This is a genomic window from Pseudomonas sp. NFX1, from assembly GCF_051123555.1.
Classification (GTDB): Bacteria; Pseudomonadota; Gammaproteobacteria; order Pseudomonadales; family Pseudomonadaceae; genus Aquipseudomonas; species Aquipseudomonas capeferrum.
Map to the genome: position 1 here is coordinate 3,345,140 of NZ_CP169366.1, position 16,579 is coordinate 3,361,718.

At 63.8% G+C, this 16,579-nt stretch carries 14 protein-coding genes; 5 read left to right on the forward strand and 9 right to left on the reverse strand.

All coding sequences use genetic code 11. From position 1 onward, the window contains the following. Positions 1–6: 6 nt before the first annotated feature. Both DJ563_RS14995 and DJ563_RS15000 read right to left on the reverse strand, forming a co-directional pair. Positions 7–1,080 carry an AI-2E family transporter gene (locus DJ563_RS14995; protein WP_434517964.1) on the reverse strand — a complete coding sequence of 358 codons (1,074 nt, stop codon included), beginning with the start codon at positions 1,078–1,080 and terminating at the stop codon, positions 7–9. A gap of 12 nt (positions 1,081–1,092) precedes the next feature. Then, on the reverse strand, positions 1,093–2,148 hold the full coding sequence (locus tag DJ563_RS15000) for a DUF2066 domain-containing protein (RefSeq protein WP_434517965.1): 1,056 nt from the start codon (positions 2,146–2,148) through the stop codon (positions 1,093–1,095). 385 nt (positions 2,149–2,533) lie between these two features. Here DJ563_RS15000 and purM point away from each other — a divergent pair, with 385 nt between their 5' ends. The 4 genes from purM (at position 2,534) to DJ563_RS15020 (ending at position 5,320) form a co-directional block, all read left to right on the forward strand. Beyond that, positions 2,534–3,592, forward strand: a complete 1,059-nt coding sequence (gene purM, locus DJ563_RS15005) for a phosphoribosylformylglycinamidine cyclo-ligase (protein WP_033700811.1) — start codon at positions 2,534–2,536, stop codon at positions 3,590–3,592. Continuing rightward, a complete protein-coding gene (gene purN, locus DJ563_RS15010; RefSeq protein ID WP_095064095.1) occupies positions 3,592–4,245 on the forward strand; it encodes a phosphoribosylglycinamide formyltransferase in 654 nt (217 codons plus the stop codon). The genes purM and purN overlap by 1 nt, the downstream gene beginning before the upstream one ends. An 8-nt stretch (positions 4,246–4,253) precedes the next feature. Beyond that, the gene (locus DJ563_RS15015) at positions 4,254–4,964 is read left to right on the forward strand and encodes a DUF3108 domain-containing protein (protein WP_033700814.1); all 711 of its coding nucleotides are present in this window, start codon (positions 4,254–4,256) and stop codon (positions 4,962–4,964) included. A 173-nt stretch (positions 4,965–5,137) separates the two neighbouring features. Then, the gene (locus tag DJ563_RS15020) at positions 5,138–5,320 is read left to right on the forward strand and encodes a hypothetical protein (RefSeq protein ID WP_033700816.1); all 183 of its coding nucleotides are present in this window, start codon (positions 5,138–5,140) and stop codon (positions 5,318–5,320) included. A 45-nt stretch (positions 5,321–5,365) separates the two neighbouring features. Here DJ563_RS15020 and DJ563_RS15025 read toward each other — a convergent pair whose 3' ends face one another. The 7 genes from DJ563_RS15025 to DJ563_RS15055 form a co-directional block, all read right to left on the reverse strand. After that, positions 5,366–5,905 carry a DUF2058 domain-containing protein gene (locus DJ563_RS15025; RefSeq protein ID WP_033700817.1) on the reverse strand — a complete coding sequence of 180 codons (540 nt, stop codon included), beginning with the start codon at positions 5,903–5,905 and terminating at the stop codon, positions 5,366–5,368. Between the two features lie 24 nt (positions 5,906–5,929). Then, positions 5,930–6,763: a nucleoside triphosphate pyrophosphohydrolase gene (mazG, locus tag DJ563_RS15030; RefSeq protein WP_434517966.1), complete on the reverse strand. Its 834-nt coding sequence runs from the start codon at positions 6,761–6,763 to the stop codon at positions 5,930–5,932. A 60-nt stretch (positions 6,764–6,823) separates the two neighbouring features. Continuing rightward, entirely contained in the window at positions 6,824–9,064 is a 2,241-nt protein-coding gene (gene relA, locus DJ563_RS15035) for a GTP diphosphokinase (RefSeq protein ID WP_033700819.1), read from the reverse strand. Between the two features lie 96 nt (positions 9,065–9,160). Next, positions 9,161–10,519 (reverse strand): 23S rRNA (uracil(1939)-C(5))-methyltransferase RlmD, encoded by a 1,359-nt coding sequence (rlmD, locus tag DJ563_RS15040; protein ID WP_274098897.1) that lies wholly within the window; start codon positions 10,517–10,519, stop codon positions 9,161–9,163. Beyond that, positions 10,520–11,419, reverse strand: a complete 900-nt coding sequence (gene cysM / locus DJ563_RS15045) for a cysteine synthase CysM (protein ID WP_274098898.1) — start codon at positions 11,417–11,419, stop codon at positions 10,520–10,522. Positions 11,420–11,506: 87 nt separating this feature from the next. Then, positions 11,507–12,904 (reverse strand): sensor histidine kinase, encoded by a 1,398-nt coding sequence (locus tag DJ563_RS15050; protein WP_274098899.1) that lies wholly within the window; start codon positions 12,902–12,904, stop codon positions 11,507–11,509. A 3-nt stretch (positions 12,905–12,907) separates the two neighbouring features. Continuing rightward, the gene (locus tag DJ563_RS15055) at positions 12,908–13,624 is read right to left on the reverse strand and encodes a response regulator transcription factor (protein ID WP_434517967.1); all 717 of its coding nucleotides are present in this window, start codon (positions 13,622–13,624) and stop codon (positions 12,908–12,910) included. 195 nt (positions 13,625–13,819) lie between these two features. On the opposite strand from DJ563_RS15055, the gene DJ563_RS15060 reads away from it, so the two are divergent. After that, the gene (locus DJ563_RS15060; protein ID WP_434517968.1) at positions 13,820–16,576 is read left to right on the forward strand and encodes a response regulator; all 2,757 of its coding nucleotides are present in this window, start codon (positions 13,820–13,822) and stop codon (positions 16,574–16,576) included. The last annotated feature ends 3 nt before the right edge of the window (positions 16,577–16,579 follow it).

Here is a 16,579-nt window from a genome sequence, read left to right on the forward strand (position 1 = left end):
GGTAATTTACAACTGCGGATCGACATCGGCGTCATATATGTCCGACTCTTTGTACAGATCATGTACATGACGTAGCAGCACCATGATCACTGCCGCCACCGGCAGCGCCAGCAGCACACCGGTGAAGCCGAACAACTCGCCACCGGCAAGAATGGCGAAGATCACCGCCACCGGGTGCAAGCCGATACGGTCGCCCACCAGCAACGGCGTCAGCACCATGCCTTCCAGCGCCTGGCCGACCATGAACACCGCAACGATGCCCAGCATCGGATACAGCTCGCCACCGAACTGGAACAGGCCGGCGACCAACGCCGCACCAATACCGATGATGAAGCCCATGTACGGCACGATGGCTGCCAACCCCGCCAGCATGCCGATCAACAGGCCGAGTTCGAGCCCCACCAGCATCAGCCCTGCCGAGTAGATGACGCCCAGCGCGAGCATCACCATCAATTGGCCGCGGACGAACGCGCCCAGGACTTCATGGCATTCTTGCGCCAACCCCACTATTTGCGACTCGCGCTGGCGCGGCAGCAGGCTGCGCAGCTTGGCCATCATCAGGTCCCAGTCACGCAGCAGGTAGAACCCCACCACCGGGATCAGCACCAGGTTGGCCAGCCAGGCCATCAAGGCCAGGCTCGAAGCCGTCGCCTGGGACAGCACGATGCCGACGATGTCGGTGGTCTGGCCCATGTGCTCGCCAATGGCAGCCTTGATCTTGTCGAACTTCCAGAAGCCATCGGCCAGGCCAAGGCGGTGTTGCACCCAAGGCAACGCCTGGTGCTGCAGCCAGTCGAGCATCTGCGGCGCCAACTCGTACAGGCGCACCAACTGCTTGGCCAACATCGGCACCAGCACCAGCAGCAGGGCCATGAACACCAGGGTGAAGAGGCTGAACACCACCACCACGCCCCAGGTGCGTGACAGCCCCAGGCGCTCCAGGCGGTCAACCAGAGGGTCTGCCAGATAAGCCAGCAGAATGCCGATCAGAAACGGGGTAAGAATGTTGTGCAGGCTATATAACAGCACGGCGATCAGCAGTGCCGCACCCAGCCAGATCCAGCGGCGCATATCGGTCACGGTCGGCACTCCTTACCAGCGAAAACGCAGGCCGTCGAACGGCTTGGGTACTGCGGGCTGCTCCGCGGCAGCGCCAGGTACGGGCGCGGGGGCCACGGGTGCAGCGGGAGCCTGCTCGGCCGGCACTTCCTGCAGCTTGGCCAGCCCCAGCTGGGCACGCAATTGTTCGCGGTTGGCGGTGACACCGTAGGTCAGCGTGCTGCCTTCGGCCATCTTCAGTCGCGCGCCGTACGGTTCGAGCACCCGGCTCAATTCGGCGTAGCGCTGCAGGTTCATTCCCTGCACCTGGAGCTGCAGCTGGCTGCTGGCGCCAGGGCGGGTTACATAGCGCGGCGCCAGGCGGCTGCTCACCGCCAGCATCACCGCGTCGGCCAAGGCCGCCTGGTCGGCGCCCTCGGCATTACCCTGCTCGCGCTGGTCGCCCACCCACAGCTGCCATTTGCCTTGCCATTTGCCATCCGCTTCATGGGCGTGGACCGCCAGCAGTGCATCGGCCGCGTAGCGCTCGGACGCTTCGCGCAGCGGCGCTGGGTCACTGGCCTCGATCTGCTTGGCGTTGGCCACCAGTTGCTCCTGCAGGTCGGCCAGCGGCAAGCGCAATGGCAAGCCTCGGTGCTGGGCCGCACGGCGCAGCGGCTGGGCAGTGGCCTGGCCGTCGCCGACCAGGTTGCTACCGTCGACGCTGTCGTTGAGCCACCAGCCGATGATCGACGGCCGGTTGCTGCCCCACAGGGCCAGGCCGGCCTTGCGCAAGGCACGTTCGGTACTGCCGGGGTCGAACTCGACCAGCACCGATTCGGGCGGGCCGGCTTCGGTACCGACCTGGTTGATGATTTGCTGCGGGTCCTTGCGCAACTCCGCCAAAGCCGGGTTTTGCGCCGCTTTCGGGTCGCCGGTCAGGCGCAGAATCAAAGTATCGAGGGCCTTGCCGGTTGCCTGGGTACGGGCTTCGGCGCCCTGCCCTGCAAGCGGCTCACGCACTTGGTAGAGCCCGGAGACGGTTTCGGCCTGGGCGGCGACAGCCATCAGGGCAAGGCATCCCGCTGCCAGATGTTTGAGAAGATGCATGAAGGATTCCTGTCCAGAAACTAGGTGAAACGGGCCGTTAACGTGCAGGTTGTGACCGCGGTGGAACGAAAAATGCTCCTCTATGGCTACACCTTATACAGGGGGGCGCGTGACTGCCAGGCGCAGGCCGTGGGAATTTGTAGACCACACAAACCTCAAACCCTACCTCTGCTCCCAAAAAACCCAAGCAAGCCCCCTACCCCCATCACCTTTTTAACGCTTTCGACCCCTGCCCGTCGGCCTGAGGATGGCCGCTGCACGGCAACCCTGATAAAATCGCGCGCCTTCGCAGACCTCTGACGTTTCAGGCAGCCGCCGCTTACACAGCCGGCCTTGGCCGTCATGGTCGTTTTTAAGAATCCCTCCCTCCTAAAGGCCTGGATCAATGAGCAAGCAACCCTCCCTGAGCTACAAGGACGCCGGTGTAGACATCGACGCCGGCGAAGCACTGGTCGAACGCATCAAGGGCGTGGCAAAACGCACCGCACGCCCTGAAGTCATGGGTGGCCTGGGCGGCTTCGGCGCCCTCTGCGAGATCCCGGCCGGCTACAAGCAGCCGGTTCTGGTCTCCGGCACCGACGGCGTCGGCACCAAGCTGCGCCTTGCCCTGAACCTGAACAAGCACGACAGCATCGGCCAGGACCTGGTCGCCATGTGCGTCAACGACCTGGTGGTATGCGGTGCCGAGCCACTGTTCTTCCTCGACTACTACGCCACTGGCAAGCTCAACGTCGACGTCGCCGCCACCGTGGTCACCGGCATCGGTGCCGGCTGTGAACTGGCCGGTTGCTCGCTGGTCGGTGGCGAAACCGCCGAGATGCCTGGCATGTACGAAGGCGAAGACTACGACCTGGCCGGCTTCTGCGTCGGCGTCGTGGAAAAGGCCGAGATCATCGATGGCTCCAAGGTCGCCACCGGTGACGCGCTGATCGCCCTGCCATCTTCCGGCCCGCACTCCAACGGCTACTCGCTGATCCGCAAGATCCTCGAAGTGTCCGGCACCGACATCGAGAACACCCAGCTCGACGGCCAGCCACTGACCGACCTGCTGATGGCGCCGACCCGCATCTACGTCAAACCGCTGCTGCAACTGATCAAGCAGACCGGCGCAGTCAAGGCCATGGCCCACATCACCGGTGGCGGCCTGCTGGACAACATCCCGCGCGTACTGCCAAAGAACGCCCAGGCCGTGGTCGACGTGGCCAGCTGGCAGCGCCCGGCGGTATTCGACTTCCTGCAGGCGCAAGGCAACGTTGACGAGCATGAAATGCACCGCGTACTGAACTGCGGCGTCGGCATGGTCATCTGCGTGGCCCAGGACCAGGTTGAAAACGCCCTGAACGTGCTGCGTGCAGAAGGCGAACAGCCTTGGGTCATCGGCCGCATCGAGCAGGCCGCCGAAGGCGCCGCCCAGGTCGAGCTGCAGAACCTCAAGGCACACTGATGCCGAGCAAGACCTGCAATGTAGTGGTACTGCTGTCGGGTTCCGGCAGCAACCTGCAAGCCCTGATCGACAGCTGCCGCAGTGAAGACAGCCCGGTGCGCATCCGTGCGGTGGTTTCCAACCGCGCCGATGCCTACGGCCTGCAGCGCGCTGCAGCCGCTGGCATCGATACCGCCGTACTGGACCACACCGGCTTCGACGGCCGCGAAGCCTTCGATGCGGCGCTGATGGCACGCATCGACGGCTTTGCACCCGACCTGGTGGTGCTGGCCGGTTTCATGCGCATCCTCAGTGGCGGTTTCGTGCGCCACTATCAGGGCCGCCTGCTCAATATCCACCCGTCGCTGCTGCCCAAGTACAAGGGCTTGCATACCCATCGCCGGGCCCTGGAGGCAGGCGACGCCGAGCATGGCTGCAGCGTACACTTCGTCACCGAGGAACTCGATGGCGGCCCACTGGTCGTACAGGCTGTGGTACCGGTGACGTCGGACGACACCGCTGAAAGCCTGGCCCAGCGGGTTCACCACCAGGAACACCAGATCTACCCGCTGGCGGTGCACTGGTTCGCCGAAGGACGCTTGCGTCTGGGTGAACACGGTGCGTTACTGGATGGCCAGCCTCTGGCGGCCAGCGGTCACTTGATTCGACCCTAGGAGAATTTATGCGTCGCGCCCTGCTCTTGGCTCTCGCCGTGCTCGCCCTGCCCCTCCAGGCAGCTGATCTGAAGCCTTTCTCGGCCAGTTACACCGCCGACTGGAAGCAGCTGCCCATGAGCGGCACCGCCGAACGCAGCCTGGTCAAGAATGCCAATGGTACCTGGGACCTCAATTTCCGGGCTTCCATGATGATCGCCAGCCTGACCGAGCAAAGCACCCTGCGCCTGGAAAACGACACCCTGCTGCCGCAGAAGTATCACTTCGAACGTGGCGGCCTGGGCAAGGCGAAGAAGGTCGACCTGAACTTCGACTGGAACAGCAAGAAAGTCACCGGTAGCGACCGTGGCGATGCCGTCAGCCTGCCGCTCAACCGCGGCGTGCTCGACAAGTCGTCCTACCAGCTGGCGCTGCAGCATGACGTGGCCGCCGGCAAGAAGAGCATGACCTACCAGGTGGTAGACGGTGACGAGATCGACACCTACGACTTCCGCGTACTGGGCACCGAGAAGGTCACCACCAAGACCGGCCAGGTCGATGCGGTCAAGGTCGAGCGCGTGCGCGACCCGAGCCAAAGCAAGCGCATCACCGAGCTGTGGTTCGCCAAGAACTGGGACTACCTGCTGGTGCAACTGCGCCAGGTCGAAACCGATGGCAAGGAGTATGTGATCGTGCTGCAGGATGGCACGGTCGATGGCAAGGCGGTGAAGGGTAACTGATCAACCGCAGCCTGAAGCACCTGCAGCCCCGCCTTGTGCGGGGCTTCTTTTTGCCTGGCCGCCCTTACATGAAACTTGTTTCATGCCCGGTTTATTTACTTAGGCTGCTAACAAACTCTATAAAGAAGACCTGCGACACAGTGCCGCAGCCAACTGAAAAGTGGAGTTTACCGATGACAGTCCAAGTAACCGAACGCGACGAATCGAAAATGTCCCACGAAGGCCTGGCCGCTGGCGTGCGGATCTGGGATGTGCACCAGCAGGGCCAACTGGTCGGAATGTTCCACAACGAACATGAAGCCCACCAGTATCGGGTAGAGCTCGAAGACCTGGAAAACCTACGCGCCACGCAATGACACCGCCTTCAAAAAAAAACCCCGCCTAGGCGGGGTTTTTCATGCTTACCACATCAGGTCGTCAGGGATCTTGTAAGCCGCATAAGGGTCATCCTCGTTGGCCTCTTCGACGTGGGTGTTGAGTAGCAGCACGCGATGCGGGTCGCGCTCCTGGATCTTCACCGCCGCCTCACGCGGAATCACCTCGTAGCCGCCAGCGAAAGAGACCACCGCCAGCGAGCCATTGCTCAGCTTGCTGCGCATCAGGGCATTGACGGCAATGCGCTTGACCTTCTTGTCGTCGACGAAGTTGTAGTAGTCCTCGCTGTTGAGCTTGGGCAAGCGAGTCGCTTCGATCAACTGCTTGACCTGCGCGGCGCGGGCCTTTTGCTCGGCCTTCTCCTGCTGCTGGCGGTTCAGCTCCTGGTCACGCTTGGCCTTGTCAGCCATGGCTTCCTTGGCGAGGCGCTGCTGGGTGTCATCCACCTCGACCTGGCCTTTGTGCTCCAGGCGCTTTTGTTTCTTTTCGGCTTTGTTGGTCTGCGAGACCTGTTTCTGGTTGACCAGACCGGCTTTGAGCAATTGGTCGCGAAGGGAAAGGCTCATGAATTCACTCACTTATGCAACAGCTCAGCCGCAGCTGGGCAGGTTCTTTTCCTGACGTTTGGCTTCACCCCAAAGGGCATCCAGCGCGTCAAGGCTACAATCTTCGATGGGCCGACCGCTGTCGCGCAATGCCTGTTCGATAAAGCGGAAACGTCGCTCGAACTTGCGGTTGGCGCGGCGCAGGGCATGCTCCGGGTCTTGCTTGAGGTGGCGGGCCAAGTTGACGGTGGCGAACAGCAGATCGCCGACCTCGTCTTCTAGCGCATCGGCATCACCGTCGGCCATGGCCTGCAGGACTTCATCCAGCTCCTCGCGGACCTTGTCCAGCACCGGCAATGCGTCAGGCCAGTCGAAACCGACCGTGGCCGCACGCTTCTGCAGTTTGGCTGCCCGCGACAGCGCCGGCAATGCCGCTGGCACATCATCGAGCAGCGACAGCTGTTCAGGCTCGCTCTTTTCGGCGCGCTCTTCGGCCTTGATCTGTTCCCAGCGCAACTTGACCTGGGCCTCGCTCAAGCTGGGCGTGCCCACCGGCGCGTACAGCTCGCCGGTGGGGAATACGTGCGGGTGGCGGCGGATCAGCTTGCGGGTGATGCTGTCGACCACCCCGTCAAAGGCGAAGCGCCCCTCTTCCCGGGCCAGTTGGCTGTAGTAGACCACCTGGAACAACAGGTCGCCCAGCTCACCCTGCAAGTGCTCGAAATCGCGGCGCTCGATGGTGTCGGCGACCTCGTAGGCTTCTTCGAGGGTGTGCGGGACGATGCTGGCGTAGTCCTGCTGCAAATCCCACGGGCAGCCATGTTGCGGGTCACGCAGGCGGGCCATGAGGTGCAGCAGGTCTTCGAGGGTGTAGGTCATTAAGCAGATCCTTCGGTGGTGGCTGCTCGCGGGTAAACCCGCGAAGCTGCCACCACAGTCTCAAGGCGTACGGTTACGCCGCGTCTCGATGATGTTCGGCAACTGCGAGATCCGCCCCAGCAAGCGCCCGAGCGCATCCAGGCCCGGAATTTCGATGGTCAGCGACATCAACGCCGTGTTGTCTTCCTTGTTCGAGCGGGTGTTGACTGCCAGCACGTTGATCTTCTCGTTGAGCAGCACCTGCGACACGTCACGCAGCAAGCCTGGGCGGTCGTAGGCACGGATGACGATGTCGACCGGGTAGGTCTGCACCGGGATCGGCCCCCAACTGACCTGGATCATCCGCTCCGGCTCCTTGCCTGCCAGTTGCAGCACCGAAGCGCAGTCCTGGCGGTGGATGCTCACACCCCGGCCCTGGGTGATATAGCCGACGATGGCATCACCTGGCAGCGGCTGGCAGCAGCCGGCCATCTGCGTCAGCAGGTTGCCGACACCCTGGATCTGGATATCGCCGCGCTTGCCGGTACGCGGGCCGGTGGGCTTGCGTTGCACCAGCTCGATCTGCTCGATGCGCTCAGGCTCGAGCAATTGCTGGGCGGCGTTGACCAGGTGCGCCAGGCGCAGATCACCCGCACCCAGCGAGGCGAACATGTCTTCGGCAGTCTTGACGTTGGTCTTCTCGGCCAGGCGCTCGAAGTCCACCTGGGGCAGGCCCAGGCGGCTGAGTTCACGTTCGAGCAAGGTCTTGCCGGCCGCCACGTTCTGGTCGCGTGCCTGCAGCTTGAACCAATGGACGATCTTCGCCCGTGCCCGCGAGGTGGTGACGTAGCCCAGGTTGGAGTTCAACCAGTCACGGCTGGGGTTGCCGTGCTTGCTGGTGATGATCTCGACCTGCTCGCCCGTCTGCAGGCTGTAGTTGAGCGGCACGATACGCCCGTTGATCTTGGCGCCGCGGCAGTTGTGACCGATTTCGGTGTGCACCCGGTAGGCGAAGTCCAGCGGTGTGGCGCCCTTGGGCAGGTCGATGGCATGGCCGTCGGGGGTGAACACGTAGACCCGGTCCGGCTCGATGTCGACCCGCAGCTGTTCGGCCAGGCCACCGATGTCACCCAGCTCTTCATGCCACTCGAGCACCTGGCGCAGCCAGGAAATTTTCTCTTCGTAGTGATTGGAGCTGGGCTTGACGTCGGTGCCCTTGTAGCGCCAGTGCGCGCACACGCCCAGCTCGGCTTCCTCGTGCATGCCATGGGTACGGATCTGCACCTCCAGTACCTTGCCCTCGGGGCCGATCACCGCCGTGTGCAACGAGCGGTAGCCGTTCTCCTTGGGGTTGGCGATGTAATCGTCGAACTCCTTGGGGATGTGCCGCCACAGGGTATGCACGATGCCCAATGCGGTGTAGCAGTCGCGGATCTCCGGGACCAGTACGCGCACTGCGCGCACATCGTAGATCTGGCTGAATTCCAGGCCTTTGCGCTGCATCTTGCGCCAGATCGAATAGATGTGTTTTGCCCGGCCACTGATATCGGCATTCACGCCGGTAGCCAGCAGTTCGTTCTGCAGCTGGTTCATCACGTCGCTGATGAAGCGCTCGCGGTCCAGCCGGCGCTCATGCAGGAGCTTGGCGATCTGTTTGTACTGGTCGGGTTCGAGGTAGCGGAAGGACAGGTCTTCCAGCTCCCACTTGATGTGACCGATACCCAGGCGGTGAGCCAGTGGTGCATAGATGTCGAACACCTCGCGCGCGACACGCAGGCGTTTATCGTCGTCGGCAGCCTTGACCGCGCGGATCGCACAGGTGCGCTCGGCCAGCTTGATCAGCGCCACGCGCACATCGTCGACCATGGCCACGAGCATCTTGCGCAGGTTCTCGACCTGCGCCTGGGAGCCCAGCACCAACGATTGGCGTGGGCTAAGGCTGGCGCTGATGGCCGCCATGCGCAGCACGCCATCGATCAGTTTGGACACCACCGGCCCAAAGCGCTGACTGACTTCGGCCAAGGTGACTTTGCCTTCGCGCACCGAGCGGTAGATGACGGCCGCTACCAGCGAATCCTGGTCGAGCTTGAGGTCGGCGAGAATTTCGGCGATCTCCAGGCCCGCCTGGAAACTGGACGTACCGTCGGCCCAGGAATGCTTGGCAGGGTTACCCTTTCTCTCGACTTCGTGAGCGAACTCGCAGGCTTCTTTGAGCTCCGCGCGATTCAGGGCCGAATCGACGCTTACTACATGATCCAGCCATGCTTCGAGATTGATACTGCCGTCGGTGTTGACCGGCTGGTGCACTCTCACCTGTACCATCTTTGTTTTACCTTTCCATACAGCGCACCACGCGGGTACGCAGGCTTCCACCGTGTGGCCGCCATTCCCTGGCAACCGCACCAACGGGCCAGTTTGCTAGCCCGCTTCGAATAACGCCATGGCCTCGACATGCGCCGTCTGAGGAAACATGTCGAGAATCCCGGCCCTTTTTAACCGGTACCCCTGACCGACCAGCACCTGGGCGTCTCGCGCCAGCGTGGCCGGGTTGCACGATACGTAGACCAGCCGCTTGGCCTTGAGGCGGGCGATATCTCGCACCACCTCGAAAGCACCGTCGCGCGGTGGATCCAAGAGTACCGCAGAAAAGCCTTCGGCGGCCCATTCGGCACCTGCCAAAGGCTGCGATAAATCGGCCTGAAAAAACCGTGCGTTATGCACATTGTTGTTCCGGGCATTGGCCGCGGCCCTATCGACCATGGCCTGCACACCTTCCACCGCCACCACTTCACGGGCCTGGCGAGCCAACGGCAGGGCAAAGTTGCCCAGGCCGCAGAACAGGTCCAGCACACGCTCATCGGCCGTGGGTGCGAGCCAGGCCAGGGCCTGCTCGATCATCGCCGTGTTGACCTGGGCGTTGACCTGCACGAAGTCGCCGGGGCGCCAGGCGAGTTCCAACTGCCAGGGCTCAAGGGCAAAGCCCAGTTTCGCGGCCGTGTCCATGGGCGCCGGCTCACCTTCGCCCTGCAGCCAGAGCTGCGCCCCGGCCTCGCTGCAAAATGCCTGCAGGCGTGCCAGGTCATCTTCCGCCAGCGGCGCGACATGGCGTACCAGCACGGCTTCGGCAGTGCCGCTGAACAGCTCGACATGGCCGATTACCTGCGGTTTGCTCAACGCACGCAAGGCGGTCGGCAAGTGACGCAGAATCGACTGCAAGGGCTGTACCAGCACCGCGCATTCGTCGATGGAGATGATCTCCTGACTGGCTTCGGCACGGAAGCCGACTTCCAGCTGACGCGCCTTGATGTCCCAGCGCACGGCTACCCGCGCCCGGCGTCGGTAGCCGAATTCCGGGCCGCTCAGCGGGGCGGCCCATGCTTCGGGTTGTACGCCGGCAACCCGCTGCAGTTGCTCGGCCAGCGTGCGCTGCTTGAGCGCCAGTTGCCCTTCGTGGGGCAAATGCTGCAGGTTGCAGCCACCACAGCGGGCATAGTGCCGGCACGGCGCCTCGCGCCGTTCGGGGCTGGCCTGCAGCACGCGTTCCAGGCGCGCCTCCACCACCTTGCCGCGGGCATTGAGCACGCGGGCCTCGACGGCCTCACCGGCCAACGCGCCGCTGACGAACCAGGTACGCCCTTCATGGAATGCGATGCCACGGCCGTCACCGGCCAGGCGCTCGATATCCAGGCGCTGTTTCTTGCCCACGGGAACTTGGGGGCTACGGTTGCCACCGGCTGGCTGGAAGCGCAGGCCGCTGTTGCTTTTCTTCTTGGACATTTAGCTCGGGTCAAACAGGCCAGTGGACAGGTATCGGTCACCACGGTCGCAGATGATTGCGACCATTACCGCATTTTCCACCTCGTGGGACAGGCGCAGCATCGCCGCGACTGCACCACCGGAAGACACGCCGCAGAAAATGCCCTCTTCACGGGCAAGGCGGCGGGTGATGTCTTCGGCTTCCTGCTGCGACATATCGACCACGCGGTCCACGCGGCTGGCGTCGAAGATTTTCGGCAGGTATTGCTCCGGCCACCGGCGGATGCCCGGGATCGCCGAGCCTTCCATCGGCTGCAGGCCGATGATCTGCACCGCCGGGTTCTGCTCCTTGAGGTACTGCGAGCAGCCCATGATGGTGCCGGTGGTCCCCATGGAGCTGACAAAATGGGTGATATTGCCCTGGGTCTGTTGCCAGATCTCCGGGCCGGTGCTGTTGTAGTGTGCGATCGGGTTGTCGCCATTGGCAAACTGGTCGAGCACCAGGCCGCGGCCTTCGGATTGCAGCTTCTCGGCGAGGTCACGGGCACCTTCCATGCCCTCCTCCTTGGTCACCAGGATCAACTCGGCGCCGTAGGCCGTCATGGCGGCCTTGCGTTCGGCGGTGGAGTTGTCCGGCATGATCAGGATCATCTTGTAACCCTTGATCGCTGCCGCCATCGCCAGGGCGATACCGGTGTTGCCCGAGGTGGCCTCGATCAGCGTGTCGCCAGGTTTGATCTGGCCGCGCAGTTCGGCGCGGGTGATCATCGACAGCGCCGGGCGGTCCTTGACCGAGCCGGCGGGATTGTTGCCTTCGAGCTTGAGCAGGAGCGTGTTGCTGGTCTCTCCGGCAATGCGCTGCAGGCGAACCAGGGGCGTATTGCCGACGCAATCGGCGATGGTTGGGTACTGCAAGGTCATGGCGTATTTCACAATCCGGACGGCAGGGGCGCCTATCATACCGGCAAACCTTTCCCGGCCATATCACGCAATCTGTGATGCATATAGCTACACGCTATAAGCGGGGCGCTGCGGCCGCTTGTCGCCCTGTTCGCGGGCAGCGGGTTCATGCAAGGGCAGGCGCATCCACAAGCGCAGGCCACGCTTGCCATTCTCCGCCCACAAGGTCCCACCTTGGCGCTGGATAGCGCTGCGTGCAATGCTCAAGCCCAGGCCGAACCCGCCGTCGCCGGGGCGCGAACCATCCAGCCGGGAAAACGGCGCGAAGATCCGTTCCAGGTCCTCCTCGGCCACGCCCCTGCCTTCATCCTCCAGCCACAGCCACCAGTGGTTGCCCTCGCGCTGCCCGCCGAGGCGTACCAGGCCGTCGGCCGGCGAGTGACGGATGGCATTGCGCAGCAGGTTTTCCAGCGCCTGGGCCAGGTAATTGAGATTGCCCTGCACCCAGCAACTGGCGGGCAGTTCGCAGCGCAGCCGCGCGGGTGACCAGCCGCTTTCGTAACTGGCATCTTCGGCGAGCAGGTCCCACAGCGCCTGGACCTGGATCGGCTCCAGGTTCATCGGCGCGCGCTCGGCGTCTTGCCAGGCCAGTTGCAAGGTGCCCTCGACCAGTTGCTGCATGCAGTCCACCTCACGCGCCAGCCGCTCGCGCAGGCCCTGCAGGTCGGTTTCGCCATCACAGGCCACACGCAGTCGGCTGAGGGGGGTGCGCATTTCGTGGGACAGGTCGCGCAACATCTGCTGCTGCAGGGCCACCGTGCCCTGCAGCCGGTCGGCCATCTGGTCGAACGCCCGGGCCAGTTCGCCAAGCTCGTCATGCCGGGCAATGGTGCGCGGGTCGAGGCGCGCCGACAGTTGGTCGGCGCGCCAGGCATTGGCCTGCTCACGCAACTGGTTGAGCGGCACGATCAGCATGCGGTAAAGGCCCACACACAGCAGCAAGGTGAACAGGCCAGGGATGATGCCGTTGGTCACCACCCGCCACAGCACACGGTACTGGCCGGGGTTGAGGCGCTCGGGCAGCTCGATCACCAGCATGCCCTGCTCCGGCGCCCCCGGGAATGGAATGCGCAGCCAAGGTTGGTCGACACTGCGCCGGCTCATGGGCCAGTCGACGCTGCGCAGGCGCGTCAGCCTTTGCATGATGTCGGAGCGCAGGGTGGCGCTGTCGAGCGGCCGCAAGTTGCTGTCGAGCACGCCGACCCAGCCGCGCTCGCGCTGGTGCATCTCGCCCACCCACTGGTCCAGCCCTGCTCGCCCACCGCTGCGCCAGGCCCGTTCGGCCTCCGCCGCGTAGCCGCGCAGCAACTGCCGCGCCGGCTCGGAAAGGAAGGCGTTCTGGGTTTCCATGTGCCGGCCCCAGGTGTAGCTCAGGCCGATCATCAGCAGGCAGAAGCCCACCAACAGAATGGCCAGCTTCCAGAACAGTGAATGGCGGTCGAGCATGGCTTACTCCATTTCGCTGGCGCTAAGCACGTAGCCCTTGCCCCAGACGGTGCGGATCTGCCGCTCCTGGTAGCCGATACCCTTGAGCTTGCGGCGGATCTGGCTGACGTGCATGTCCAAGCTGCGATCATGCCGCGAGTAACCCCGCTGCAGAACCTGCTGATAAAGGAAGGGTTTGCTCAGCACCTCATCCAGGTTGCGGTTGAGGATCTCGAGCAGCCGATATTCGCTCGGGGTGAGGCCGGCCAGGCGCCCTTCGAGCCGCACATCGCTGAGCGCTTCGTCGAACTGCAAACCGCCTGAAACGGCTTCCTGCTGCGGCTGATGACGCCGCTCCAGGGCCACACGCCGCAGGATCGCCTCGATGCGCACCTGCAGTTCGGCCATGCTGAAGGGCTTGGGCAGGTAGTCGTCGGCGCCCCGCTGAAAACCGCTGATACGATCGGCCTCGGCGCCCAGCGCCGACATCAGGATCACCGGCGTGGCGCTGCGCAGGCGCAGCTGGGCCAGTGCATCCAGGCCGTTGAGCCCGGGCAGCAGGATGTCCATGAGCACCACATCGAAGGCCTGACGGCCTGCCGCTTCAAGGCCTTCGAGGCCATTGCGGCACCAGGTCACCTGGAAGCCACCCCGCTGCAGCTCTTCGTGCAGATAGGCGCCCAGTACCGGGTCATCCTCGATGGCGAGGATGTTGGAAGTGTGAATAGCTACGGGATTCATTGGCAACTGTCATGCATTCTCAATTGCGCAATTATTGAGCATCCGCTCGGCTGTAAGCAACCGCCCTGCGACCAATGCCTTGCCAAGGCCACGAAAAGACAGACAAATGAGTGCAATACCTGAACAGGCGGAGTAACTTCCCGGCTTGGTCCGTCACGCGGTTGACGGCGTCCAGGCACATGACAGGAGCCAAGTGTGCTCGATCGTTTGGGAATCAGAAGCCGGGTCCTGCTGTTGGCCCTGCTGCCTGCCGGCCTGATGGCGCTGGTACTGGGCAGTTATTTCACCTGGTTGCAGCAAAGCGATTTGCGCACCCAGCTGCTGCAACGCGGCAAGATGATCGCCGAGCAACTGGCGCCACTGGCTGCGCCCGCCATGGCCCGCCTGGCGCCCGCGCAACTGGAGCGGATTGCCGCACAGACCCTGGAGCAGGCCGATGTGCGCGCCGTCGCCTTCCTTGCCCCGGACCGCACGCGCCTGGCCCATGCCGGCCCGAGCATGCTCAACCAGCCGCCAAGCGGCGGCACCGGCACCCAGTTGCTGCAACGCACCGGCAATGATGCCACCCGCTACCTGATGCCGGTCTTCGGCCACCACCGCGACCTGGCCACCGATGCGGTGCCGGCCGAGGCCGAACGCCTGCTGGGTTGGGTCGAAATCGAACTGTCGCATGACGGCACCCTGCTGCGGGGCTACCGCAACCTGTTCACCAGCCTGTTGCTGATCCTCGCCTGCCTGGCCCTCAGCGGCCTGCTGGCCCTGCGCATGAGCCGCACCATCAACGACCCGATCAAGCGCATCAAGCACACGGTCAATCAGCTCAAGGACGGCCACCTCGACGAACGCCTGCCGGCCATGGGCAGCCATGAGCTGGACGAGCTGGCCCGCGGCATCAACCGCATGGCCGAGACCCTGCACAGCGCCCATGAAGAGTTGCAGCACAGCATCGACCAGGCCACCGAGGACGTGCGCCAGAACCTGGAAACCATCGAGATCCAGAACATCGAGCTGGACATGGCCCGCAAGGAAGCCCTGGAGGCCAGCCGGATCAAGTCGGAGTTCCTGGCCAACATGAGCCACGAGATCCGCCCCCCCCTCAACGGCATCCTCGGCTTCACTCACCTGCTGCAAAAAAGCGAACTGACGCCGCGCCAGCTGGATTACCTGAGCACCATCGAGAAGTCCGCCGACAACCTGCTGGGGATCATCAACGAGATCCTCGACTTCTCCAAGATCGAGGCCGGCAAGCTGGTGCTCGACAGCATTCCGTTCAACCTGCGCGACCTGGTCCAGGACACCCTCACCATCCTCGCCCCTGCCGCCCACGCCAAGCAGCTCGAACTGCTCAGCCTGATCTACCGTGACACCCCGTCGTCACTGATCGGCGACCCGCTGCGGCTCAAGCAGATCCTCACCAACCTGGTGAGCAACGCCATCAAGTTCACCCGCGAAGGCACGATCGTCGTGCGCGCCATGCTCGAGGACGAACGCGAAGACAGCGCACAGCTTCGCATCAGCGTGCAGGACACCGGTATCGGCTTGTCTCCGCAGGATGTGCGCACCCTGTTCCAGGCCTTCAGCCAGGCCGACAACTCGCTGGCTCGCCAGCCCGGTGGCACCGGCCTGGGCCTGGTGATTTCCAAGCGCCTGATCGAGCAGATGGGCGGCGAGATCGGCGTCGACAGCACGCCGGGTGAAGGCTCGCAGTTCTGGATCAGCCTCAACCTGCCCAAGGCCCACGACGATGCCGAAGACCTGCCGCTGCAACCGCTGCTGGGGCGGCGCGCGGCCATCGTCGACAGCCATGAGCTGGCGCGCCAGGCACTGGAGCATCAGCTTGAGGACTGCGGCCTGAGCGTCAGCCTGTTCGCTTCTTTCGATCAGTTGCTGCATGCCGTGCAGGCCGCCCACCAGGCTGGCCACCCGTTCGACTTCGCGGTGCTCGGCGCCAACCTGGGCAACCTCACACCAGAGCAGCTCGGGGAATATCACCTGCACCTTGAGCGCTACCAATGCCAATGCGTGGTGTTGTGCCCGACCACCGAGCAGGCGCTGTATCACCCCTACCTGCCCAATGGGCATGGCCAGTTGCTGTCCAAACCGACCTGTACGCGCAAGTTGCGCCGGCTGTTGCTGGAGCTGGTGCAGCCACGTCGCCCGCTCGGCGAACCAAACGTCCACAGCGGCCAGCGTCAGCCGAAGATCCTCTGCGTCGATGACAATGCGGCCAACCTGCTGCTGGTGCAGACCCTGCTCGAAGACCTCGGTGCCGAGGTACTGGCAGTGGACAATGGCTATGCGGCGGTGCAGGCAGTACAGGACGAGCCGTTCGACCTGGTGCTGATGGACGTGCAGATGCCCGGCATGGACGGCCGCGCCTGCACCGAGCAGATCCGCCTGTGGGAAAACGCCCAGAGCGGCAGCCCGCTGCCGATCGTCGCCCTCACCGCGCATGCCATGGCCAACGAGAAACGCGCCCTGCTGCATGCTGGCATGGATGACTACCTGACCAAGCCGATCAGCGAGCGGCAGTTGGCCCAGGTGGTGATGAAGTGGACCGGCCTGAGCCTTGGCATGCCACAGCAGGAGCGCCTGGCAGAACAACTGGCCAACAGTGACGAACTGAAGGTGCTGGACCCTGAGGAGGGCTTGCGCCTGGCAGCCGGCAAGCCCGACCTGGCGGCCGACATGCTGGCCATGCTGCTGGCGTCGCTGGAGTCCGATCGCGAGGCGATACGCGCTGCGCGTGAAGCGCACGATCACACCACGCTGATCGAGCAGGTACACCGCCTCAACGGCGCTTCGCGTTATTGCGGCGTGCCGCAATTGCGGGCGGCATGCCAGCGCAGCGAGACCTTGCTCAAACAGGAGCATCCGCTTGCGCAGCAGGCACTGGATGAGCTGGACAGCGCGATCAACCGGCTGGCCTGCCAGGCTCACCTGAATGCCTGACAG

Excerpts from the sequence above, each read along its gene's own strand:
- cysM (WP_274098898.1), bottom strand. The coding sequence starts at position 11,419 with ATGACCTTGCAGTACCCAACCATCGCCGATTGCGTCGGCAATACGCCC.
- DJ563_RS15000 (WP_434517965.1), bottom strand. The coding sequence starts at position 2,148 with ATGCATCTTCTCAAACATCTGGCAGCGGGATGCCTTGCCCTGATGGCT.
- purN (WP_095064095.1), top strand. The coding sequence starts at position 3,592 with ATGCCGAGCAAGACCTGCAATGTAGTGGTACTGCTGTCGGGTTCCGGC.
- mazG (WP_434517966.1), bottom strand. The coding sequence starts at position 6,763 with ATGACCTACACCCTCGAAGACCTGCTGCACCTCATGGCCCGCCTGCGT.
- DJ563_RS15020 (WP_033700816.1), top strand. The coding sequence starts at position 5,138 with ATGACAGTCCAAGTAACCGAACGCGACGAATCGAAAATGTCCCACGAA.
- DJ563_RS15015 (WP_033700814.1), top strand. The coding sequence starts at position 4,254 with ATGCGTCGCGCCCTGCTCTTGGCTCTCGCCGTGCTCGCCCTGCCCCTC.
- rlmD (WP_274098897.1), bottom strand. The coding sequence starts at position 10,519 with ATGTCCAAGAAGAAAAGCAACAGCGGCCTGCGCTTCCAGCCAGCCGGT.
- purM (WP_033700811.1), top strand. The coding sequence starts at position 2,534 with ATGAGCAAGCAACCCTCCCTGAGCTACAAGGACGCCGGTGTAGACATC.
- DJ563_RS15055 (WP_434517967.1), bottom strand. The coding sequence starts at position 13,624 with ATGAATCCCGTAGCTATTCACACTTCCAACATCCTCGCCATCGAGGAT.
- DJ563_RS15050 (WP_274098899.1), bottom strand. The coding sequence starts at position 12,904 with ATGCTCGACCGCCATTCACTGTTCTGGAAGCTGGCCATTCTGTTGGTG.
- relA (WP_033700819.1), bottom strand. The coding sequence starts at position 9,064 with ATGGTACAGGTGAGAGTGCACCAGCCGGTCAACACCGACGGCAGTATC.
- DJ563_RS15025 (WP_033700817.1), bottom strand. The coding sequence starts at position 5,905 with ATGAGCCTTTCCCTTCGCGACCAATTGCTCAAAGCCGGTCTGGTCAAC.